General features: G+C 70.9%; 8 protein-coding genes and 2 pseudogenes. 3 read left to right on the forward strand and 7 right to left on the reverse strand.

The genetic code is table 11. The annotated features are described in order from the left end of the window. Positions 1-20: 20 nt before the first annotated feature. The 3 genes from E5671_RS06740 to E5671_RS06750 are packed head-to-tail and all read left to right on the forward strand — an operon-like array spanning position 21 to position 1904. Entirely contained in the window at positions 21-806 is a 786-nt protein-coding gene (locus E5671_RS06740) for a thioesterase II family protein (RefSeq protein WP_160502933.1), read from the forward strand. 37 nt (positions 807-843) lie between these two features. Continuing rightward, entirely contained in the window at positions 844-1071 is a 228-nt protein-coding gene (locus E5671_RS06745) for an acyl carrier protein (RefSeq protein ID WP_160502934.1), read from the forward strand. Then, positions 1068-1904 (forward strand): 2-oxo acid dehydrogenase subunit E2, encoded by an 837-nt coding sequence (locus E5671_RS06750; protein ID WP_160502935.1) that lies wholly within the window; start codon positions 1068-1070, stop codon positions 1902-1904. Before E5671_RS06745 ends, E5671_RS06750 begins: the two co-directional genes overlap by 4 nt. Positions 1905-1990: 86 nt before the next feature. Here E5671_RS06750 and E5671_RS46965 read toward each other — a convergent pair whose 3' ends face one another. The 7 genes and pseudogenes from E5671_RS46965 to E5671_RS06785 all read right to left on the reverse strand — a co-directional run. Further along, positions 1991-16717, reverse strand: coding sequence for an SDR family NAD(P)-dependent oxidoreductase (locus E5671_RS46965; RefSeq protein WP_336605684.1), 14727 nt, complete (start codon positions 16715-16717; stop codon positions 1991-1993). Positions 16718-16840: 123 nt separating this feature from the next. After that, a complete protein-coding gene (locus E5671_RS06760; protein WP_160502936.1) occupies positions 16841-17512 on the reverse strand; it encodes a DedA family protein in 672 nt (223 codons plus the stop codon). A gap of 91 nt (positions 17513-17603) precedes the next feature. Beyond that, positions 17604-18125, reverse strand: coding sequence for an allene oxide cyclase barrel-like domain-containing protein (locus E5671_RS06765; protein ID WP_160502937.1), 522 nt, complete (start codon positions 18123-18125; stop codon positions 17604-17606). Between the two features lie 144 nt (positions 18126-18269). After that, positions 18270-19772, reverse strand: coding sequence for an FAD-dependent monooxygenase (locus E5671_RS06770; RefSeq protein WP_160502938.1), 1503 nt, complete (start codon positions 19770-19772; stop codon positions 18270-18272). 46 nt (positions 19773-19818) lie between these two features. Next, positions 19819-21582: a beta-ketoacyl reductase gene (locus E5671_RS46105; protein WP_237330116.1), complete on the reverse strand. Its 1764-nt coding sequence runs from the start codon at positions 21580-21582 to the stop codon at positions 19819-19821. A 108-nt stretch (positions 21583-21690) separates the two neighbouring features. After that, positions 21691-21768 (reverse strand): annotated as a pseudogene (locus E5671_RS47730) (hypothetical protein); the annotation flags it as partial. Between the two features lie 272 nt (positions 21769-22040). Beyond that, positions 22041-24527 (reverse strand): annotated as a pseudogene (locus tag E5671_RS06785) (type I polyketide synthase); the annotation flags it as partial. Between the last annotated feature and the right edge of the window lie 54 nt (positions 24528-24581).

Here is a 24581-nt window from a genome sequence, read left to right on the forward strand (position 1 = left end):
CCGGGAGGGCGGAGGAAGGCATGACGACGGTGCCCAGGGAGTTCAACGACATGTGGCTGCGTCGCTTCGGCGCGGCCCGGCAACCGAGTGTCCGGCTGGTCTGCCTGCCACACGCGGGGGGCGCCGCAAGCGCGTTCCTCGCACTGCACCGGGCACTGCCGCCGTCCGTCGACTGTGTGGCCGTGCAGTATCCGGGCCGTCAGGAGCGCCGTCACGAGCCGCCGCTTCGGGACACTCGCGCCCTGGCGGCCCGGGTCGCCTCGGTGCTCGAACCACTGACGGACCTGCCGCTGGTCCTGTTCGGGCACAGCATGGGCGCCGTCATCGGTTTCGAGACGGCCGGCCTGCTGGAGCGCGGCGGCGTCAATGCGCCCATCGGGTTCATCGCGTCGGGTCGGCACTCGCCCGCCACACCCCGCCACGAGACCGTGCATCTGAAGGACGACGACGGGCTGATCGCCGAGATCACCGCGCTGAGCGGCACCGATCCGCAGATCCTGGCCGACCCTGACATGCGGGGCATGATTCTGCCCGCGCTGCGTGCCGACTACACAGCCGTCGAGACCTATCGCCGCGACCCCGGGCTCGTCCTGCGCTGCCCGGTCACCGTCTTCACCGGCACCAGCGACCCGCGGGTCACCGACGCGGAGGCGCGGGCCTGGGAGCAGTTGACCACGGGCGGCTTCCGCATCGAGCGGTTCCCGGGCGGCCACTTCTACCTGGACGGCGCCGAACGGGCCGTCGCCACCGCTCTCCTGCGCGATCTCCATGCCTTCTCGAACTCCGCAGCGACCACGACTCGTTGACTGTCCGTCGTGGGCCCGAACCCGGAAGGACCCGTTCATGAACACGATCGACGATCTTGTCGTGCTGATCCGTGACGAGCTGGGGCTGGCGGTGTCCGTCCAGGACGCCCAACGGCCCCTCGACGAGATCGCCGGCTGGGACTCCGTCCACCTGCTCTGGCTGACCGCGGCTCTCGAACGCCGTACCGGGCGCAGCGTCTCCATGCCGGACATGCTGGAGGCGGGGACCCTCGGGGGCATCTATCAGGTGGCGGTCGCGGCGTGAGCGAGTCACGGTTCCCCGTCGAGCGGCGGCACACCCTCTACCACTGCGACGAGATCCGCGCCGCCGCGCCCGTCTACCTCGACACCGAGGTGGACATGAGCTGCCTCGAACGCCACCGGGCGGCGGCCCGCAACGAGGGTCGCCGGTACTCCGTGGTGAGTTACGTCCTCCAGGCGGCGGGCCAGGTACTGGCCCGCCATCCGGAGGCCAACGCGGCCGTCCGCGGCCGGGTGCGCCCCCGGATCGCGCGCTACTCCACGGTCAGTGGCAAGGTGACCCTGGACAAGACCCTGGGCGGTCGACGCGTTGTACTGGCGACCGTCGTCCCGGAACTGGAACGGTCGAGCCTGGCGGCGGTGCAGCGGCACGTGGAACGGTTCCGGGACGGAGATCCCGACCACATGCCGGAGTTCGCGCCGGTGCGCAAGCTGCACCGGCTGCCCGTGCCGGTCGGCCGGCTGCTGTTCCGGCTGGCCACCCGCTCACTGGCACACCGCAGCGAGCTGGTCGGCACCGTCGCCGTCACCTCCCTCGGCCACCGGCCGGTGGACGGGTTCCAGTCGCTCGGCGGTACGACCATCACACTCGGTGTCGGAAGGGTGGTGGACCGTGCCGTTGTCCGAAAGGGTGCGGTCGTGGTCGCTCCGATGATGCGGCTGAGCCTGGCGTTCGACCACCGGGTCATCGACGGCGCCGAGGCAGCCGATGTGCTGGCCGAACTCAAGGAGTTCCTGGAGACGTACGGGCCGGACGCCGCCGGTTTCCCGGACGGGGACGAGTCGGCCGCCTCTCGTGCGACGGATCGGCGACCCGCCTCGGCCTCCGGCTCCTGACCACTTCGTACGACCGCTTGCACGTCCTGCCGCGGGCCCCGTTCCTTCACGGGCCCGCGGCATTTGTGTCCCCGGCCGCAGGGCGCTCAGCCCCGGCCCAACTCCCGGTCGATCAGCGCGAACATCTCGTCGTCACTGGCCGTGGACAGTTCGGCGCCGGGCTCGTCCACGGCCGCCGAGGCACCGGTGGGGTCGGCGTGCGTGTCTTCCAGCTGCCAGAGCAGCGACCTCAGCCGCTTGGCGAACCTCGACCGCTCCTCGTCGTCCAGGGCGCCCGCGGCCAGTTGTCCTTCGAGTGCGGCAAGGCTCTCCATGCCGGCACCGGGCTCGGGCTCGGTGACCGTGCCCGGCAGTTCCGTGCCGAGCAGCTCCGCCAGCGCCTCCGGCGTCGGGTTGTCGAACACCGCAGTGGCTGAAATACGCAGCCCGGTTGCCGAGTTGAGACGGTTGCGCAGTTCCACCGAAGCCAGCGAGTCGAAGCCGATGGTCTTGAACGTGGCATCACGGGGAACGGTGTTCGGCGACTCGTGACCGAGTACCACCGCGGCGTGCGTACGGACCAGCCTCACCAGCGCCTCGGCCCGCTGCGCCGGCGGCAGCGTGGCCAGCTGCCGGGCCTGCGCCCCGTCCGTCCCGGTGGACGCGTCCTTCCCCACGGCGCGGCGCAGCATCGGCCGGACCACCTTGCTGAGCACTGCCGGAACGTCGGAGCCCTGCTCGGCGCGGGTGCTCAGCCGGGCCGGTACCACCACGGCCTCGCCCAGCGCCACGGCGGCATCGAACAACGCCAGGCCCTCGTCCGTGGCCAGCGGCAAAATGCCACTACGGCTCAGCCGGGCCAGGTCGGCGTCACCGAGGTGCCCCGACAACTCGCTCTCCTGTGCCCAGTACCCCCAGGCCAGCGAGAGCGCCGGGTGACCGAGCGCCTGCCGGCGCTGGGCCAGGGCGTCCAGGCCTGCGTTGGCCGCGGCGTAGTTGCCCTGACCCGCCGTACCGAGCGTGCCCGCGATCGATGAGAACAGCACAAAACGGCTCAGGTCGAGGTGCCGGGTCAGCTCGTCGAGATGGTCCGCCGCGGCCACCTTGGGGTCCAGGACCCGGTCCACGGCATCGGCGTCGAGCGCTTCGAGCGTGCCGTCGGCGGTCACCCCTGCGGCATGTACCACCGCGGTCAGCGGATGCGCGTCCGGCACACCGGCCAGCAGCCGCGCCACCTCCTCGCGCCGCGAGACGTCGCACGCGGCCACCGTGACGGACACCCCGAGCTCCGCCAACTCGCCCCGCAGTTCCCCTGCTCCCGGCGCGTCGAGGCCGCGCCGGCTGGTCAGCAGCAAGTGCCGCACACCGTGTACCCTCACCAGATGCCGGGCGACCTGGGCCCCCAGGGCGCCCGTGCCACCGGTGACCAGGACGGTGCCGTCGGGATCCAGCGGCGACGGTACGGTCAGCACGATCTTGCCGATGTGCCGTGCCTGACTCATAAAACGGTAGGCCTCGGTGGCTCGGCGTACGTCCCAGGTCCGCACGGGCAGCGGGTCAAGGACGCCCGCTTCCAGCAGCGTCACGATCTCACCGAGCATCTGCCGGATCCGGTCCGGGCCCGCCTCCATCAGGTCGAACGCCCGATAGGTGACGCCCTGATGGCGGGCCGCGACGTCGGCGGCGTCGCGGATGTCGGTCTTGCCCATCTCGACGAACCGCCCGCCCGCGGGCAGCAACCGCAGCGAGGCGTCCACGAACTCCTTCGCCAGCGAGTTCAGCACGACCCGCATCCCTCCGCCGGAAACCCGCAGGAAGCGCTCGGCGAATTCCAGATCGCGCGATGACGCAATCCGCTCCTCCGCCAGCCCCAGGTCCCGCAGCAGCCCCTGTTTCGCCGGGCCGGCCGTCGCGTACACCTCCGCTCCCCAGTGCCGCGCCAGTTGTACGGCGGCCATGCCGACGCCGCCGGTCGCGGCGTGCACCAGGACCGCGTCCCCTTCCTCCAGACGTCCCAGGTCGCGCAGCCCGTAGTAAGCGGTGAGGAAGACCACCGGCACGGAGGCGGCCTTCGCGAAGGTCCAGCCGTCCGGCATCCGCACCAGCAGGCGCTCGTCGGCGACCGCGACGGGCCCGAAGGAGTGCGGCAGCAGGCCCATCACACGGTCCCCGGGAGCGAGTCCGGTCACCCCCGGCCCCACCTCCGTGACGACGCCGGCGCCCTCGCTGCCCATCACCTGCTCGCCCGGGTACATCCCGAGCGCCATCAGCACGTCCCGGAAGTTCAGCCCGGCCGCACGCACCGCCACCCGGACTGTCCCGGGAGCGAGCGGCTCGGCCATCTCCTCGCAGGGCACCAGCCGGAGTGACTCGATGGTGCCCGGCTCGCTGGTGTCAAGGCGCCAGGTCACAACGCCCGGCGGCGGGGACAGGGGCGGGTCGTCGTGCAGCGGGGTGAGGTGGGGGGTGTGGAGGGTGTTGTTGTGGAGGGCGAGTTGGGGGGTGGTGGTGGTGAGGGCTTGGGGGAGGTGGGTGGGGTTGTTGTCGGTGTCGAGGAGGTGGATGCGGTGGGGGTTTTCGGTTTGGGCGGTGCGGGTCAGGCCCCAGAGGGCGGCGTGTGCGGGGTCGATGGGGTCGCCGGGGTTCAGGGCGTGGGCGTGGCGGGTGAGGATGGTCAGTGGGGTGTTGGCCAGGCGGGGTTCGCTCAGGTACTGCTGGAGGAGAGTGAGCAGGGTGTGGACGGCCTGGCGGACGGGTGTGGCGGAGGGCGGGGCGTAGAGGACCGCCTCGGGCTGGTGGTCCGGGTCGTCGAGGAGGCTGGGCAGGTCGGGGTAGTGGCGGGCGCCGGCCGGCAGTGCCGGGGTGCCCAGGGTGGCCCAACGGGTGAGGTCCGTCGGGCTGGTGTTCAGCGGCTGAGGAGTCCAGCGCACGGTGTAGAGGTGATCGGTGACGGCCGGTGCATCGGCCTGTGCATCGGCCGGAGAGAGCGTACGCAGGGTCAGCTCACCGATCTCCGCGACCAGCCCGCCCTCACCGTCGTACAAGGTGACCGCGACCGTGTCCTGATCCACCTCACGTACGACCGCGCGCAGTTGGGCGGCTCCGGTGGCGTGCAGGCTGACGTCGGTCCATGCGAAGGGGACTCGTATGTCGGTGTTGTCGCTGTCGACGAGGAGGGTGTGCAGGGCCGCGTCGAGCAGGGCGGGATGCAGGCCGAAGACGTCGGCGCCGTGGCCGCCGGTGTGCTCCTCGGGCAGAGTGACCTCGGCATAGCGGACGTGACCGTCACCGTCACGCCACAGACCCGTCAAGCCCTGGAAGCCAGAGCCGTAGGCATAACCACGCTCGGCCAGTTCCTCATACGCGCCCATCAGATCCACAGGCTCCACGCCGGGAGGAGGCCACGCCCCCTGCCAGTCGCCAGCGGGCGTTTTTCCCTGCGGGGCGAGCCGTCCCGTGGCGTGGCGGGTGTAGGGGCGTGTCGGGTCGTCGTCGGGGCGGCCATAGATCTCGACGCCTCGCCGGCCGTTCTCGTCCTCGTCGAACGGCTCGACGGTGAGTTGGAGTTGCAGACCGGATGTGCCGGGCAGCTCCAGTGGCGCTTCGAGAGTGAACTCCTCCAACACCGGACAACCCGTCTCATCACCCGCCCGCAACGCCATCTCCACCAACGCCGCACCCGGAACCAGCACCCGGCCCCGGATCTCATGACCCGCCAGCCAACCATGTGAGGAGCGTGCCACCCGCCCCGTGAGAACAGTCGTATCCGTCCCCGCGACCGTCACCGCCGCACCCAGCAGACCATGCCCAAAGGCACCCAGCCCCAGACCCTCCGGCCCCCCACCCACACCCGACGACTCCAGCCAAAAACGCCGACGCTGGAACGCATACGTCGGCAGCACCACCCGCCGCCCACCAGCACCCGCGAACACCGACCGCCAGTCCACACCCACCCCCGCAGCAAACGCAGCACCCACACCCGACAACAACACCTCAGCAGCCGGCGACCCCTGCCCACGCGACAACGCCACCCACGTCACCGCCTCATCCGGCACACACTCCTGCCCCATCGCCGACAGCACCGGCCCCGGACCCACCTCAACAAACACCGACACACCAGCCGAACACGCCGCCCGCACACCATCAGCGAAACGCACCGGCTCCCGCACATGCCCAACCCAATACTCCGGATCACACACAGCGGCCGAATCCACCAACTCCCCCGACACATTCGACACCAACGGAATGACCGGGGCCCGATACTCCAACTCCCGCACCACACCACGGAAATCCTCCAGCATCGGCTCCATCAACGGCGAATGAAACGCATGCGAGACCGCCAGCCGACGCGCCCGGCCACCACCCGCCTCCCACCGCGCCACCAACCCATCCACCACCACACCAGACCCCGAGATCACCACCGACCTCGGCCCGTTCACCGCAGCCACCGACACCCCCGACACACCCTCCAACAACGCCTCCACCTCACCAAGACTCCCCCGCAACGCGACCATCACCCCACCCGCCGGCAACGCCTGCATCAAACGCCCCCGCGCCGCCACCAGACGACACGCATCCCCCAACGACCACACCCCCGCACAAAACGCCGCCGCCACCTCACCCACCGAATGCCCCACCAACACACCCGGCTCAACCCCCCACGCCCGCAACAACCGGAACACCGCCACCTCAAACGCAAACAACCCCGCCTGCGCAAACTCCGTCCGATCCACCAACTCCCCACCATCCGCCAACACCTCACCCAACGGACGACTCAACAACCCATCAAAACCCGCACACACCTCCTCAAACGCCTCCCGGAACACCGCAAACCCAGTCAACCCAGAACCCATCCCCGACCACTGCGACCCCTGACCGGTAAACAACAACCCGACACGGGCGGCAGCAGTCGCCGCAGCGGTAGAAGTCTCGGCTGCGCTCACCAGATTCCGCGCCAGTTCGCCAAAGTCCGAACCGACGGCAACGGCCCGGTACTCCCCCACCGACCGCGACAGCAACGACACCCCCACATCCACCGCAGACACACCGGCATCCGCACCCTCACCCTCGACGAACGCCCGCAACCGCGCCGCCTGCGCCCGCAACCCCTCCACACTGCGCCCCGACACCACCCACGGCACCACCGGCAGAGCCTCCGCCACATCCGTCGAAGACTCCGCCACCTCCGGCGCCGCCTCCAAAATCACGTGCGCGTTGGTCCCGCTGATCCCGAACGACGACACCGCCGCCCGACGCGGCTCACCCGTCTCCGGCCAAGGCCGGGAGTCCGTCAGCAGGGCGACATGCCCCGAGTCCCAGTCGACCTGTGCCGAGGGTCGGTCGACGTGCAGGGTCGACGGCAGCTCTCCGTGCCGCATGGCCTCGATCATCTTGATCACACCGGCCACACCGGCCGCCGCCTGCGTATGACCGAGATTGGACTTCACCGAGCCCAGCCACAACGGCCGTTCCACCGTGTGATCCCGCCCATACGTCGCCAGCAGGGCGTCGACCTCGATGGGGTCACCCAGTTTTGTTCCGGTCCCGTGTCCCTCGACGACGTCCACCTGGCCCGCGCTCAGACCGGCGTTGGCCAGGGCCTGCCGGATAACCCGCTGCTGCGACGGACCATTCGGAGCGGTCAGACCGTTGGACGCCCCGTCCTGGTTGACCGCCGAACCACGCAGCACCGCCAGCACCTCATGACCGTGCCGCCGCGCCTCCGACAGCCGCTCCAGCAACACCAGACCAACACCCTCACTCCACCCCGTGCCGTCCGCCGCCTCCGCGAACGCCTTGCACCGACCGTCAGACGACAACCCCCGCTGCCGCGAGAACTCGACGAAGGTGTTCGGGGTGGCCATCACAGTCACACCGCCGACGAGGGCCCGGTCGCACTCGCCATTGCGCATCGCCTGGGCGGCCAGGTGCAGGGCGACCAGCGACGACGAGCACGCCGTATCGACCGTCACCGCCGGACCCTCCAGCCCGTAGGCGTACGCCACGCGTCCCGAGAGCACGCTGGACAGGTTTCCGGTGAGCGTGTAGCCCTCGATCTCCTGGTGCTCGGTCGACATGCGGGGTGCGTAGTCGTGGTACATCACACCGACGTAGACGCCGGTCGGGGAGCCGCGCAGAGCGTCCGGGTCGACACCCGCCCGCTCGAACAACTCCCACGACACCTCCAGCACCAACCGCTGCTGCGGATCCATCGCCAACGCCTCACGCGGCGAAATACCAAAGAACTCCGCATCAAAATCACCCGCGTCATGCAGAAACCCACCATGACGCGTGTACGACTTACCCGACCGGCTCGGATCGCCGTCGAACAGGTCCACGTCCCAGCCACGGTCCTGCGGAAACTCCGAAATGCCCTCACCGGCCGACCGCACCAGCCCCCACAGGTCCTCCGGAGACGCCACACCCCCCGGGTAACGGCACGCCATCCCCACCACCACAACCGGGTCATCCACCTCAGCGGTGGAAAGGGCTACGGAGGGGGTCACGACGTCGGTGGCGGCGGCTCCGAGGAGTTCGTCGCGCAGATGGCGTGCGAGAGTCGCAGGGGTCGGGTGGTTGAAGACGACTGTGGGGGCGAGCCGGGTGCCCGCTGCCGCGTTGACCTGGTTGCGCAGTTCCACGGCGGTCAGCGAGTCGAAACCGAGGGCCTTGAAGTCCTGTTCGGGGTCGATCGTGCCTGCGCTGTCGTGGCCGAGCACGCGTGCCGCCTCGGCGCGCACCAGTCCGAGCAATTCGGCGTGGATCGCCGGCTCGTCGAGTCCGGCCAGCGTGGCGGTCAGGGCGGATGTACCGCCGGCCGTGGTCGAAGCGGCCGTCCTGCGCGCGGGACGTGTCGCGAAGTTCCGGAGCAGGAAGGGGATTTCACCGGTCCCAGCCTGGGCACGCAGCGCCGGGAGGTCGAGGCGCGCGGGGACGATGTTCGGCATGCGGGAGCGCAGCGCCGCGTCAATTGACGCGAGTCCGAGTGCCGGGGGCAGCGGGGCAATGCCGGTGCGGGACCAGCGGGCGAGGTCGACGTCGCGGAGCGCCGCACCCATGCCCCCAGAGCCACCAGAGCCACCAGAGCCACCAGTGTCGCTGGTGTCGCTGGTGTCGCTCGTGTCGCTGGTGTCGCCCCACAGTCCCCAGGCGAGAGCCTGGCCGGGCAGTCCCCGCGCGCGGCGCTGCGCGGCCAAGGCGTCCAGACAGGCGTTTGCCGCCGCGTAGTTGCCTTGGCCCGGCGTACCGAGCAGGCCGGCCACCGAGGAGAAGAGCACGAACGCGTCGAGATCGAGGTCGCGGGTCAACTCGTCGAGGTGTATCGCGGCGTCCACCTTGGGTGCGAGGACAGCGTCGACCGCTTCCGGTGTGAGCGACGTGATCGTCGCGTCGGCGAGCACGCCCGCGGTGTGTACGACCGCGGTGAGCGGCCGGTCCTCCGGCACTGACGCGAGCACCTCGGCCAGGGCCTCCCGGTCGGCGACGTCGCACCGGGCGAATGCCACTTCGGCGCCCAGCCTCTCCAGTTCTTCGCGCAGTTCCCCCGCTCCCGGCGTGTCACTGCCGCGTCGGCCCGTCAGGAGCAGGTGCCGTACGCCGTGTGTCGCTACCAGGTGGCGTGCGACGAGGCTCCCCAGTGCACCCGCACCGCCGGTGATCAGCACCGTCCCGTCCTGACGCCAAGTCGACACTGCCTCGGGATCTTCCGGCAGGTGGAGGCGGGTGAGGTGGGGGGTGTGGAGGGTGTTGTTGTGGAGGGCGAGTTGGGGGGTGGTGGTGGTGAGGGCTTGGGGGAGGTGGGTGGGGTTGTTGTCGGTGTCGAGGAGGTGGATGCGGTGGGGGTTTTCGGTTTGGGCGGTGCGGGTCAGGCCCCATAGGGCGGCGTGTGCGGGGTCGATGGGGTCGCCGGGGTTCAGGGCGTGGGCGTGGCGGGTGAGGATGGTCAGTGGTGTGTTGGCCAGGCGGGGTTCGCTCAGGTACTGCTGGAGGAGAGTGAGCAGGGTGTGGACGGCCTGGCGGACGGGTGTGGCGGAGGGCGGGGCGTAGAGGACCGCCTCGGGCTGGTGGTCCGGGTCGGCGAGGAGGCTGGGCAGGTCGGGGTAGTGGCGGGCGCCGGCCGGCAGTGCCGGGGTGCCCAGGGTGGCCCAACGGGTGAGGTCCGCCGGGCTGGTGTTCAGCGGCTGAGGAGTCCAGCGCACGGTGTAGAGGTGATCGGTGACGGCCAGTGCATCGGCCTGTGCATCGGCGGGAGAGAGCGTACGCAGGGTCAGCTCACCGATCTCCGCGACCAGCCCGCCCTCACCGTCGTACAAAGTGATCTCCGCCATGTCTGGCCCGGTCTGGACGGCCTTGACCCGCAGGTGCGTGGCGCCAGTGGCGTACAGGGAGACACTCGTCCATGCGAAGGGGACTCGTATGTCGGTGTTGTCGCTGTCGACGAGGAGGGTGTGCAGGACCGCGTCGAGCAGGGCGGGATGCAGGCCGAAGACGTCGGCGCCGTGGCCGCCGGTGTGCTCCTCGGGCAGAGTGACCTCGGCATAGCGGACGTGACCGTCACCGTCACGCCACAGACCCGTCAAGCCCTGGAAGCCAGAGCCGTAGGCATAACCACGTTCGGCCAGTTCCTCATACGCGCCCATCAGATCCACAGGCTCCACGCCGGGAGGAGGCCACGCCCCCTGCCAGTCCCCGGCGCCCTGATCGCGCTGTGGAGCAAGCCGTCCCGTGGCACAACGAGCGTACGGTCGAGTGGGATCGTCATCGGGGCGGGCGTGGACGGCAACAGTGCGTAGACCGGATCCATCGGCTTCGGGCGGCTCGACGGTGAGTTGGAGTTGCAGACCGGATGTGCCGGGCAGCTCCAGTGGCGCTTCGAGAGTGAACTCCTCCAACACCGGACAACCCGTCTCATCACCCGCCCGCAACGCCATCTCCACCAACGCCGCACCCGGAACCAGCACCCGGCCCCGGATCTCATGACCCGCCAGCCAACCATGTGAGGAGCGTGCCACCCGCCCCGTGAGAACAGTCGTATCCGTCCCCGCGACCGTCACCGCCGCACCCAGCAGACCATGCCCAAAGGCACCCAGCCCCAGACCCTCCGGCCCCCCACCCACACCCGACGACTCCAGCCAAAAACGCCGACGCTGGAACGCATACGTCGGCAGCACCACCCGCCGCCCACCAGCACCCGCGAACACCGACCGCCAGTCCACACCCACCCCCGCAGCAAACGCAGCACCCACACCCGACAACAACACCTCAGCAGCCGGCGACCCCTGCCCACGCGACAACGCCACCCACGTCACCGCCTCATCCGGCACACACTCCTGCCCCATCGCCGACAGCACCGGCCCCGGACCCACCTCAACAAACACCGACACACCAGCCGAACACGCCGCCCGCACACCATCAGCGAAACGCACCGGCTCCCGCACATGCCCAACCCAATACTCCGGATCACACACAGCGGCCGAATCCACCAACTCCCCCGACACATTCGACACCAACGGAATGACCGGGGCCCGATACTCCAACTCCCGCACCACACCACGGAAATCCTCCAGCATCGGCTCCATCAACGGCGAATGAAACGCATGCGAGACCGCCAGCCGACGCGCCCGGCCACCACCCGCCTCCCACCGCGCCACCAACCCATCCACCACCACACCAGACCCCGAGATCACCACCGACCTCGGCCCGTTCACCGCAGCCACCGACACCCCCGACACACCCTCCAACAACGCCTCCACCTCACCAAGACTCCCCCGCAACGCGACCATCACCCCACCCGCCGGCAACGCCTGCATCAAACGCCCCCGCGCCGCCACCAGACGACACGCATCCCCCAACGACCACACCCCCGCACAAAACGCCGCCGCCACCTCACCCACCGAATGCCCCACCAACACACCCGGCTCAACCCCCCACGCCCGCAACAACCGGAACACCGCCACCTCAAACGCAAACAACCCCGCCTGCGCAAACTCCGTCCGATCCACCAACTCCCCACCATCCGCCAACACCTCACCCAACGGACGACTCAACAACCCATCAAAACCCGCACACACCTCCTCAAACGCCTCCCGGAACACCGCAAACCCAGTCAACCCAGAACCCATCCCCGACCACTGCGACCCCTGACCGGTAAACAACAACCCGACAGACCCACCGGAGCCAGCGGGCACCACGGGACGGTCGGCGACCTGTGCCAGCCCCTCCGTCAACTGGGCCAGGTCCGAGCCGACGGCAACGGCCCGGTACTCCCCCACCGACCGCGACAGCAACGACACCCCCACATCCACCGCAGACACACCGGCATCCGCATCCGCAGCGAAGTCCCGCAACCGCGCCGCCTGCGCCCGCAACCCCTCCGCACTGCGCCCCGACACCACCCACGGCACCACCGGAAGAGCCTCCGCCACATCCGTCGAAGACTCCGCCACCTCCGGCGCCGCCTCCAAAATCACGTGCGCGTTGGTCCCACTGATCCCGAACGACGACACCCCCGCCCGACGCGGCTCACCCCTCTCCGGCCAGGACTGTGCCTCGGTCAACAGCGAGATCGCACCCGTGCTCCAGTCCACGTGGCTGGTGGGTCGGTCGACGTGCAGGGTCGACGGCAGCTCCCCGTGCCGCATGGCCTCGATCATCTTGATCACACCGGCCACACCCGCCGCCGCCTGCGTATGACCGATGTTCGACTTCACCGACCCCAGCCACAACGGCCGTTCCGAGGAGTGATCCCGCCCATAGGTCGCCAGCAGAGCTTGTGCCTCGATCGGGTCGCCGAGCGTCGTGCCCGTGCCGTGGGCCTCGACGACGTCCACCTGGCCCGCGCTCAGACCGGCGTTGGCCAGGGCCTGCCGGATAACCCGCTGCTGCGACGGACCATTGGGAGCCGTCAGACCATTGGACGCCCCGTCCTGGTTGACCGCCGAACCACGCAGCACCGCCAGCACCTCATGACCGTGCCGCCGCGCCTCCGACAGCCGCTCCAACAACACCAGACCAACACCCTCACTCCACCCCGTACCGTCCGCCGCCTCCGCGAACGCCTTGCACCGACCGTCGGACGACAACCCCCGCTGCCGCGAGAACTCCAGGAACATGCCGGGGGAACCCATCACGGTGACGCCTCCGGCGACGGCCAGGGTGCAGTCCCCGTTGCGCAGGGCCTGGGCGGCCAGATGCAGGGCGACCAGCGACGACGAGCACGCCGTGTCGACGGTCACCGCCGGACCCTCCAGGCCGAACGCGTACGCCACACGCCCGGAGGTCACGCTCACGGTGCTCCCGGTGAGCAGGTGCCCGCCGTGGCCGTTATGGCCGTCCGCGAGTCGGGGGCCGTACTCGTGGGTGGTCGCGCCGATGTAGACGCCGGTCGGGGAGCTGCGCAGAGCGTCCGGGTCGACACCCGCCCGCTCGAACAACTCCCACGACACCTCCAGCACCAACCGCTGCTGCGGATCCATCGCCAACGCCTCACGCGGCGAAATACCAAAGAATTCCGCATCGAAGTCACCGGCGTCATGCAGAAACCCACCATGACGCGTGTACGACGACTTTGCCGATCGCTCCGGATCGCCGTCGAACAGGTCCACGTCCCAGCCACGGTCCTGCGGAAACTCCGAAATGCCCTCACCGGCCGACCGCACCAGCCCCCACAGGTCCTCCGGAGACGCCACACCCCCCGGGTAACGGCACGCCGCCCCCACCACCACAACCGGGTCATCCACCTCGGCGACGGCAGCGGTGGTCTCGGTCGGGTGGTCGGTGCCGGAGAAACGGGCGTGAAGGTGGGTGGCAAGGCGTTCGGGGGTGGGATGGTCGAACAGCAGGGAGCTGGGCAGGTCGAGTCCGGTGGCATCGGCCAGGCGGTCCCTGAGGGTGACGGCGGAGATGGAGTCGAACCCGAGGTCTCGGAAGGCTCGTCGGGTCTCCAGGGCCGACGCGTCGGTGTAGCCGAGGATGTCGGCGGCCTCCGCGGTGACGAGGGCCAGGGCGTCGGACGGGCTGAGGTGCGCACCGGACGTGACCAGGGCAGGGGATTCCACGGGCTCGGGTAGGGCCGAGGGGGCCGATGCTGTGCCGTGGTCGGCGGATGAGTGGCCGGGTACGTCCCCCTCCAGCCAGTGGCGTTCGCGCTGGAAGGCGTAGGTGGGGACGTCGACGTGGTGGGTGCCGGTGCCGTGAAAGACCGCCCGCCAGTCGACGGGGACGCCGTGCACATGGGCGCGGGCCACCGCCGTGAGCACCTCGCGGGCTTCTGGTGCGGCGCCGCGGCGCAGGGGGACGGCGAGGGCGTTGGGCAGGCTGTCCTCGGCCATGGCGGACAGGACGCCGTCGGGTCCGATCTCGACAAGGGTGGTGACTCCGACGGCATCGAGCCGGCGCAGCGCGTCGTGGAAGCGGACGGTCTCTCGGACATGGCGCACCCAGTGGCCGGGGTCGCGGATCTCGTCCGTCGTGAGCTCCTGGCCCGTCAGCGTGGAGACGATCGGGATGCGCGGCGGTCGCGGGTCCAGTCCGGCGGCGACGGCGGCGAAGTCGCCGAGCATGCCGTCCATGTGAGCCGAGTGGAAGGCGTGGCTGACGCGCAGCCGGCGGGTCGTCCAGTCGCGGTCGGCGCAGGCGCGGGCGAGGCGGTCGATGGCGTCGGCGTCTCCGGACACGACGGTGGCGTTGGGGCCGTTGACGGCGGCCAGGTCGAGTCCGTGGAGCGCGTCCGGTCCGTCGAGCAGCTCTTCCACGTGGGCCGCGGGGGCCCGGACGGAGAGCATGGCTCCGCCGCTGGGCAGGGCCTGCATCAGTCCGCCCCTGGCGGCGACGAGCTTGCACGCGTCGGGCAGGGTGAGCGCTCCGGCGACGTGGGCGGCGGCGAGCTCGCCGATGGAGTGGCCCGCCACGAGGTCCGGTTGCAGGCCCCAGCTCTCCAGCAGCCGGAACAGGGCGACCTCGAAGGTGAAGAGGGCCGGCTGGGCATAGACCGTGCGGTGCAGGTCGGGATCGTTGTCGCCGAAGAGGACATCGCGCAGCGGGCGGTCGGTGTACGGGGCGAGGGCGGTGTCGAACGCGGCGCACAGTTCATCGGACGCGGCGCGGAAGACCGGCCACAGAGCGTGCAGTTCACGGCCCATGGCTGCCCGCTGGCTGCCCTGGCCGGCGAAGAGGTGTGCGACGCGGCCCTCGCGGGGTGTGCCGCGCAGGATACCGGGGGCGGGGGTGTCGTCGGCGAGTGCGGCGAGGCCCGCGAGCAGGGCGGTGGTGTCCGTCGGGTCGGTCGTCTGCGGGGCGGCCAGGTAGGGGAGTACGGCGGCCCGGTACTCGAAGGCGGTGCGGGTGGTGGCGAGGGCCCGGGCGATGTCGACGGGCGGCACGTGCCCGCCTGTCTCCGTGAGGTGGGTGTGCATGCGGCGTGCCTGCGCCCGCAGGGCGGCGGCGCTGCGGCCGGAGAGCAGGAAGGGCAGCGTGCCCGCGGCAGTGACGGGTGCGGGGGCGGGCTCTTCGGCCGGGGGTGTGCGGCCCGGTGGTTCGGCGACGACGATGTGGGCGTTGGCGCCGCCCATCCCGAAGGAGCTGACACCGGCGGTCAGCCGTCGCTCGGGGTGTGGCCATGGCCCGTGCTCTCGCTGGACACGCAGGCCGAGTTCGGTGAGGGGGATGGACTCGGGGGCGGTGCGGAAGTGCAGGCTGCGGGGCAGTTCGCGGTGCCGGAGGCAGAGCAGTGTCTTGATCAGCCCGGTGATTCCGGCCGCGCCCTCCAGGTGGCCCACGTTGGTCTTGGCGGAGCCGACGCGCAGCCGGTCCGGGCTGGTCCGTCCGGCGCCGAGGGCCTCGCCGAGGGCCGCCGCCTCGACGGGGTCGCCGAGCCGGGTTCCGGTGCCGTGCAGTTCCACGTACTGGATGTCGCCGGGGGTGATGCCGGCGCGGTCACAGGCCAGGCGCAGCAGGTCGGCCTGGCCGCGGGTGCCGGGTGTGGTGAGGGTGCCGGTGGCGCCGTCGTTGTTGACGGCGCTGCCCAGGATGACACCGAGAACGTGGTCGCCGTGGTCGAGGGCGTCGGAGAGCCGCTTGAGCAGGACGACGCCGCCGCCCTCTCCGCGTACGTAGCCGTCCGCGCGGGCGTCGAAGGTGTGGCTGCGGCCGGCCGCTGACAGGGCACCGAAGGCCTCGGTGACGGCGTAGTTCTCGGCGGCGAGGTTGAGGTGTACGCCGCCGGCGAGCGCGAGGGCGGACTCACCGTTGCGCAGGCTCGCGCAGGCCAGGTGGACGGCGGTGAGCGAGGAGGACTGACCGGTGTCGACGGTCAGACTGGGGCCGGTGAGACCGAGTGTGTACGAGACGCGGTTGGCGATGATGCCCCGGTGCAGCCCGGTCGCGGTGTGCTGCCCGATGGCGAGCGGGCCGTGGCGCTGGGTGAGTCGGGCGTAGTCGTCGGACATGGCTCCGACGAACACGCCGGTGCGGGTGGCACCGAGCGTCGCGGGGACGGTGCCGGCGCGCTCCAGGGCCTCCCAGGTCAGTTCCAGCATCAGGCGCTGCTGCGGGTCCATGGCGGCGGCCTCGCGGGGGCCGATGCCGAAGAACGCCGGGTCGAACCGGTCGACGTGGTCAAGGAAGGCGCCCTTGCGAGGCGTGGCCTGTGTCCCGGGGCTGTCGCACAGTTCGGGGCGGTCGGCGGGGAGGCCTGTGACGGTGTCTCGGCCGTCGCGCAACACCTGCCAGAAGGCTTCGGGGGTGTCGGCCCGCGGGAGGCGGCACGCGGTTCCCACCACCGCGATGGCCGAGGTGGGGTCGAGTCCTGCGAGGTCTTTGGCCGCCGGTTCCGACACGGTCCAACTCCGATCCGTCGGGCCCGGCGGGGCGCGCGGATACCGTGCCGGGCGCTGTTGTGGTCATGCTGAGCAGCAGGGGTAAAGCGGAACTAACCATGGTCTGAGTGCCGTTGGGGCAGGTCAGACCGATCCGGTCGCGGTGCCGGGGCGGTCCCGGCGCCGTGCGCGCAGCCGGGTGACGACGAACCGTACGATCACCGCCAGCAGGGCGATCCCGACGACGGCGGTGAACCAGTTGGCATACCGCTGCACGGTGTCGGCGTTGCGGCCGGCCGCGTAGCCGGCGCTGAGCAGGACGAGGTTCCACAGCAGCGTGCCGGCCGCGGTGAGAGCGACGAAGGGCAGCAGCGGCATACGCTCGATGCCGGCGGGCAGTGAGACGTAGCTGCGGACGATGGGGACGAGCCGGCACAGCAGGACGGCCTTGGCGCCGTGGCGGGCGAACCAGCCCTCGGCCCGGTCCAGGTCGGTCTCCCGGACCAGCGGGATGCGGACGAACAACGCGCGGGTGCGGCGCCTGCCGAGGAGTGCGCCGACGTAGTAGTGGACGACGGCTCCGACGACCGAGCCGACGGTGCTCCAGAACAGCAGGGCGAGGAAGCTGAGTTCGCCGAGGCGGGCGGTGAACCCGCCGAGCAGGAGCACGAGTTCGCTGGGCACGGTGGGGAAGAGGCTCTCCAGCCCCGTGGCGACGGCGACTCCGGGAGAGCCCAGGCTCTCCATGAGGTCGGTGGCCCAGTTGCCGGGGCTGTCGGCCGTGGCTGCGGCCCGCATCAGGTGTTCGAGGGTCATGGCCCTTCCCGGGCTCGGCTGAGTGGACGCCGGTGACCGGCGGGCGGTGCGGCCCGCCGGTCTCGGGGCGTAGTACGGGTGGTCGGCGGGGTCAGTCGCAGAGCTTGATGGAGTTGAGCGACTCGGTGGCGCTGATCAGGGTCCAGCTCAGTTCGCCGGTCTTGCCGGCGTAGCGGCCCTTCACGCCGGCCGCCGGGAGCTTCAGCGTCTCGCCCTCGACCAGCCGCTTCAGGTCGACGATGCCGGCGACCCGGATCACGCCCTTGTCGAGCGTGTACTTGGAGGTGGAGAACGAGAACAGCTCGCCCGTCGCGGGGTCGTGCTTGATGATGACGCCCTGGATGTCGTTGGTGCCGATGCGGTTGCGGTCCTCGTCGAGCACCGCGTCCTCGGTGACGACGACGTCCCCGACACTCGTCCCGGCCGGAGCCGCGTCGATGGTTTCGGTGGTGACCAGCAGCTCGATGAACGAGATGGTGACGCAGCCGGAGCGGGCCTTGCCGTCGGCGGGGGCCGCCTCGGCCGCGCCTGCGGCGGTGCCTGCCGGTATGACGAGCCCGATGGCCGCGGCTCCGGCCACGGTGAGCCGGATGGGGAACGATGATGAACGCACGGTGTCCCTTCTGACGGATGGATGTGCTGGGAAGAACAGGCCGGGTGAGGCTCACGGCGGCGGGCCCAGCGCCCACGAGGTGATTCTGTGCGAATGACCTAAAGCCGCCCTTGGCCTGGTCTGTTGGCGCGGGCGGGGCGCCGGTCAGTCGGCTGCGGCGCCGAACCAGGCGGCGAGCGCGGCCCGGAGGACGTCCTCACCCCAGCCGTTGTCGTCGTGCCAGGCGACGCAGCCGTCCGGGCGCAGCAGCAGGGTGGCCGGGAGGTCGGGCACGGGCTGGGCCCGCACCACGTCGACCCGGTCCGTCCAGCCGTCCACGTCCGGCCCTCCGGTGTGGCCGGACAGGTCGAGCAGGACACCGCGTCCGCCGTGCAGGACCTCGGCCACCGCGATCTCGCCGCTCGCCGTCTTGATCCGGGCCCGCGGCAGTCGGCGGCCCAGCAGCCGGTCCCGTTCGGGCGGCTCCGGGAAGCCCGCGTAGCGCATCGGGACGGCCGGGCCGAGGTTGGTCACCAACTCGGCCAGGAAGACGTTGACCTCGTCGAACGCGAGGAACTCCGCCAGCATTTCGCGCATGTAGCGCGCGAGCGCGCGGGGGTAGAGCAGGGCAAGCTGTGCCTGGATGTTCATGCAGGCCATCCGGCCCGCCGCGTGCCGCTCCTCGTGGTAGGTGTCCAGCAGGCCTTCGGGGGCCCAGCCGTGGACCTCGGCGGCGATCTTCCAGCCGAGGTTCACCGCGTCGCCGACCGCGGTCCCGATGCCCTGCCCGTTGTACGGGTAGTGGACGTGTGCGGCGTCGCCCGCGAGGAAGACCCGGCCCTCGCGATAGCGCTCGGCGTTGCGGGTGATGATCGAGTAGTGACGCAGCCAGTGTGCCTCGGTCGCCTTGAGTTCCGTCCCGGTGAGCCGCCGCACGGCGGCCCCGAGCTGCTCCAGGGTCGCCGGTCCGTCCTCGAACTCCGGTGGCCTGGTGGTGAATTCGGCGCTGAACACACGCATGGTGCCAGGACTCAGCGGGGCGCCGAGGAACTGGTCGCCGTTGGGGGTGTACGACAGCCCGTACTGTTCGGGCGCCACGTCCGCGCGGTCGATCGCCACGTCACCGACGATCCCGCGCACGACCACCCAGTCGTCCCCGACGTAGTCGATGCCGGCCCCCTGGCGGACCAGGCTCTCGCGTCCGTCGCAGCCGACCAGGTAACGGCAGTCCAGCCGCTCCTCGCCGGTGTCCGAGGCCAGGACCGCGGTGACGCCGGAGCCGTCGGGTGCCTGCTCGAAGCCGGTGAGCCGGGTACCCCAGCGCAGGTCCACGCCGAGGTCCAGGGCCCGGTCGATGAGCGTCTTCTCCAGCCGGGACTGCAACACCATGTGCGTCTGCTCGCGTGGTCCGGGGACCTTGTCGAAGGCCAGCGGCAGGTCCGCGAAGCGGACTTCGGGGAAAGTGACCGTGCCCTCCCGCAGTCCGTCGGCCAGCCCACGCTGGTCAAGCAGCTCCAGGGTGCCCGCGTTGATCGCCATGGCGGGCGCTTCGAGACGCTGTGCGGGATGGGGGTCCACGAGGACCACGGGGACGTCTCGCATGGCCAGCTCGCAGGCGAGCATCAGACCGGCGGGCCCGGCTCCCACGACGACGACCGGCTCACTCATGACAGGGCTCCTTCGGAAAATGACATGGATCGGTACGGGGCGTTGCTCACGTCGTCGGGGACGTGTCACCGGCGAACGGCGCGGACTCGGTCCCCGCGTCGAGCGTGGTCACCAGGTGACCCGCCAGGGCCTCGGCGGTGGGGTGGTCGAAGATCGCCATGGGCGGGATCTGCACCCCGGACCGGGCCGCGACCCGGTTGCACAGTTCGAGCGCGGTGAAGGACGAGAACCCCAGATCGGTGAACGGGGCGTCCCCGGGGATCTCCGCCGCGTCCGCGTGGCCGAGCACCTGTGCCGCGGTGTCCCGCAACAGATCGAGCAGCAGGGCCGCGCGTTCGGCGCCGGAGGCGCTCAGCAGCTGGTGCCGCAACCGGGCGGCGGCCTCCCCGAGTTCCGCCTCGGCGCCGGGCTCGGGCGGGGCGCCGTCGACCGCGCCGGGTCCCTCGACCTCCGGGATCGAGCGCAGCAGCGAGCCCGTCGCGCCCTGCCCGGACTGGCCGACCCAGCGGTCCCAGTCGACGTCCACCAGGACCAGTCCCCGCGCCGGGCCGCCCATCGACCCCAGCAGCCTTTTGGCCGCGAGCCGCGGCGGCAGAGGACGGATCCCCTGGTAGCGCAGGTGTTTTCCGGCCGCGGTCTCCGCCCCGTCCGGGTCGTGCCAGGGGCCGCAGGCCACCGACGTGACGGGCAGCCCCCGCTCCCGGTACGCCTGCGCCAATGCCGCCAGGTGGGCGTGCACGGCTCCCTGCCCGCCGAGCCCGGCCACGCCCAGGGCGCCCACCACCGACGTGCAGAGCAGGAACGCCTCCAGTCCGCGTTCCGCGGTCAGTTCGCACAGATGGGTCACGGCGGCCGCGGCCGGCCCGAGCAGGCGGTGGATGTCCTCGCCGTCCACGGCACCGGCCACGGTGTCGTCCAGCTCGGCGGCCAGGTGCACGACCGCCGTCAGCGGGTGCTCCGGCGCGACGGTTCGGAGCAGCGCGACTACGGCGGCACGGTCGGTGAGGTCGACCGGGACGACGGTGGCCGTCGCACCCGACTCCTCGATCATCGCGACCAGTTCGGTGACGCCCTCCTCGGCGCCGGGATCCGCGGCCAGCAGCAGGTGTCGTACGCCGTCCCGGGCGAGCCGCACGGCGATCTCACCAGCGAGCGCTCCGGGCACCCCTGTCACCAGCACCGTCCCGTCCGGGGTCAGGGGCGGCGCGGTGCCCGTACCGGTGAGGTCGACCGGCCGCAGACGACGCCCGAAGAAGCCCCCGGACCGGACGGCGACCTGGTCCTCGCGCCCGCCCACGCGGCCGGTACGGCCTGCAAGCACGGCCCTGAGCCGCTCCCGTGTCCGCCTGTCCCCCGCCCCGTCGACGGGCAGGTCGACCAACCCGCCCCAGCGTTCGGGGTGTTCCGAGGCGGCGGGAGACTGCGCCAGTCCCCATACACGCGCCTGGTCCGGGTCGGCGTACGGGTCCGAGCCGACCGAGACGGCACCCGTGGTCACGAACCACACCGGCACCTGTACGGCCGCGTCGTCCAGGGCGTGCATCAGCGTGGCGGAGAGATCCAGCCCGTCCGCCCCGTCCCGTCCGGTGTCGGCACACGCGAGCAGCGACAGCACCCCGACGACCGGGCCGCGGGAGGGGGCCTGCGCCGCACGCAGATTCGCCGCGAGCGTCGAACGGCCCGTGTCCCGCTCCACAGGGACCTCCACAACGCCGGCGCCGCCCTCGGCTAAGGCGTCCCGCACGGTCCGCACCACCGGGTGCTCCTCGGCCCGCGCGGGCACGAGCACCACCCAGGTGCCGGCCGGCAAGGACACCGGCTCCTCGTCCAGGGCCTCCCAGTCGAGCCGGTGCCCCCAACGCCGCTGCCGTCGCCAAGCGGCGAGCCCTGGCAGCGCCTCCCGCCACAGCTTGACGTCCGCGTCCCCCACCCCCAGCGCCGCCACCGCGCCGTCCAGGTCCTCGCGCTCCAGCGCCTCCCACAACTCGGCCTCCACGTAGGGCGATTCGCTTCCCTTGGCGGGGTCGGACCGGAGCCAGTAGGGGTGGTGTTGGAAGGGGTAGGTGGGTAGTTCGATGTGGGTGGTTTGTTGCTGGGGGAGTTGGGGTGTGAGGTCGATGTTGTGGTGGTGGGTGTGGAGGGTGGTGAGGGTGGTTTGGTGGGTGTGGGTTTCGTTGGGGTGGTGGGGGTGGTGTGGGTGGGGAGGTGGGGTGTGAGGGTGGGGTGGGGGGCGAGTTCGGTGAACAGGGTGATGTGTTGGGTGTGGGTGAGGTGGGTGATGCCTTGGTGGAAGTGGACGGGTTGGCGGATGTGCTGGGTCCAGTAGGTGGGGCTGTGGTGCTGTTCGGGGGTGGCGGGGGTGCCGGTGAGGTTGGAGATGACGGGGATGTGGGCGTCGCCGAGGTGGTGGTGGGTGAAGAGGTTGGTGAGGTGGGTGGTGAAGGTGTCGAGGATGGGTTCGGTGTGGGCGCTGTGGAAGGCGTGGGTGACGTTGAGGGGGCGGGTGTGGATGCCTGCGGCTGTCAGTTCGTCGGCGAGTTCGTCGAGGGCGTTGCTGGGTCCGGCGAGGGTGGTGGCGGTGGGTGAGTTGTGGGCGGCGATTTCGATGTGGGGGTGGTGGTGGAGGTGTTTGGTGAGTGTGTCGGGGGTGGTGAGGGCGGCGAGCATGCCGGTGCCGGTGGGCAGGGTGTGGAGGAGTTTTGCGCGGGTGGCGACGATGTCGGCGGCGAGGTTGAGGGGGAGGGTGCCGGTGAGGTGGGCGGCGGAGAGTTCGCCGATGGAGTGGCCGATGAGGGCGTGGGGTGTGGCGCCGCTGGTCTGCAGGAGGCGGTAGGCGGCGATGTGGTGGGCGAAGAGGGCGGGCTGGGTGTAGAGAGTGGTCTCCAGCAGAGCCGCGTGGTCGCTGCCGGCTTCGGCGAACATCACCTGCTGCAGCGGTATCTGCAGGTGTGGGTCCAGGGCTTGGCAGACTTCGTCCAGGGCGTCGGCGTAGGCGGGGAACGTCTGGTGGAGGTGGGCTCCCATGCCGGGTTTTTGGCTGCCCTGGCCGGAGAGGACGACGGCCCAGCGGGCCGCTCCCGCCGTGGTGGGGGAGGGTCCGGTGATCAGGGCGGGGTGGTCGCGGCCGCCGGCCAGCGCGGTCAGCGCGGCGTGCAGTTCCTCGGGGTGGTCGGTGACGATCCCTGCGCGGTGTTCCAGCTTCGCGCGCCCCGACCACAGCCGGGCCGCCAGCGGGGCGACTTCCACCTCCGGATGGGCTTCGACGAAGCCGGCGAGTCGGTCCGCTGTTTCGGCGAGGGCTTGGGGTGAGCGGGCCGAGACCACCACGGGTACCGGTCCGGCGTGCTGTTCCTGCGGTTGTGTCTCGGCCGGTTGGGGTTCGGGGGCAGCTTCGAGGATCACATGCGCGTTCGTCCCGCTGATGCCGAACGAGGACACCGCGGCCCGACGCGGACGGCCGGTCTCCGGCCACGGCCGGGACTCGGTCAACAGCGAGACACTGCCCGCACTCCAGTCCACGTGGCTGCTGGGCTGGTCGACGTGCAGGGTGGGCGGCAGCGTTCCGTTCCGCATCGCCTGGATCATCTTGATGACGCCCGCGACGCCGGCGGCGGCTTGGGTGTGGCCGATGTTGGATTTGATGGAGCCGAGCCAGAGGGGTGTTTCGGTGGTGTGGGCCTGGCCGTAGGTGGCGAGCAGGGCCTGGGCCTCGATCGGGTCGCCGAGCGTCGTACCCGTGCCGTGCGCCTCCACGGCGTCGATCTGGTCGGCGGTCAACCGGGCGGCGGCCAGGGCCTGTTCGATCACACGCTGCTGTGACGGGCCGTTGGGGGCGGTCAGGCCATTGGACGCGCCGTCCTGGTTGACCGCTGAGCCGCGCAGCACCGCAAGGACGGGATGGCCGTTGCGCTGCGCGTCGGACAGCCGCTCCAGGAGCAGGAGGCCAACACCCTCACCCCAGCCCGTGCCGTCGGCCGCGTCGGCGAACGGCTTGCAGCGGCCGTCGGGAGCCAACCCCCGCTGCCGGGAGAACTCGACGAACACCCCCGGCGTCGACATCACGGTGACACCGCCCGCCAGGGCCAGTTCGCACTCACCGTTGCGCAACGCCTGGGCCGCCAGGTGGAGGGAGACCAGCGAGGACGAGCAGGCGGTGTCCACCGTGACGGCCGGGCCCTCCAGACCGAAGGTGTACGCCACCCGGCCCGAAGCCACGCTCGCCGCACTGCCGTTGCCCAGGAAACCGTCGTAGCCGCTGGGCAGCCGGTCGAGGAGCCGGGCGACGTACTCGCTGTACATCACGCCCGCGTAGACACCGGTCTTGCTGCCCCTGAGGGTGTGCGGGTCCAGGCCCGCGCGTTCGAAGGTCTCCCAGGCCGTCTCCAGGAGCAGCCGCTGCTGAGGGTCGGTCGCTGTGGCCTCGCGGGGGCTGATGCCGAAGAACGCCGCGTCGAACGCCGCCGCGTCGTGCAGGAATCCGCCTTCGCGCGCGTAGCTCCTGCCGGACGCGTCCGGGTCGGAGTCGAAGAGGCCGTCGAGGTCCCAGCCGCGGTTGGCCGGGAAGCCGGAGATCGCGTCCGTGCCCTCGGCCACCAGCGTCCACAGGTCCTCGGGCGAGCGAACCCCACCCGGGTACCGGCAGGCCATCGCGACGACCGCCACCGGCTCCCTGGCCCCGCTCTCCAGGACGGAAAGCCGCCGCTGTGCTTCGTGCAGTTCGGCAGTGACCCATTTCAGGTACTCGACGAGCTTTTCTTCCTTGGACATCCGCACTCGATCCAGTCGTGGCGAAAGGCGAAGGCATGCTTT

Source organism: Streptomyces sp. BA2, assembly GCF_009769735.1.
Classification (GTDB): domain Bacteria; phylum Actinomycetota; class Actinomycetes; order Streptomycetales; family Streptomycetaceae; genus Streptomyces.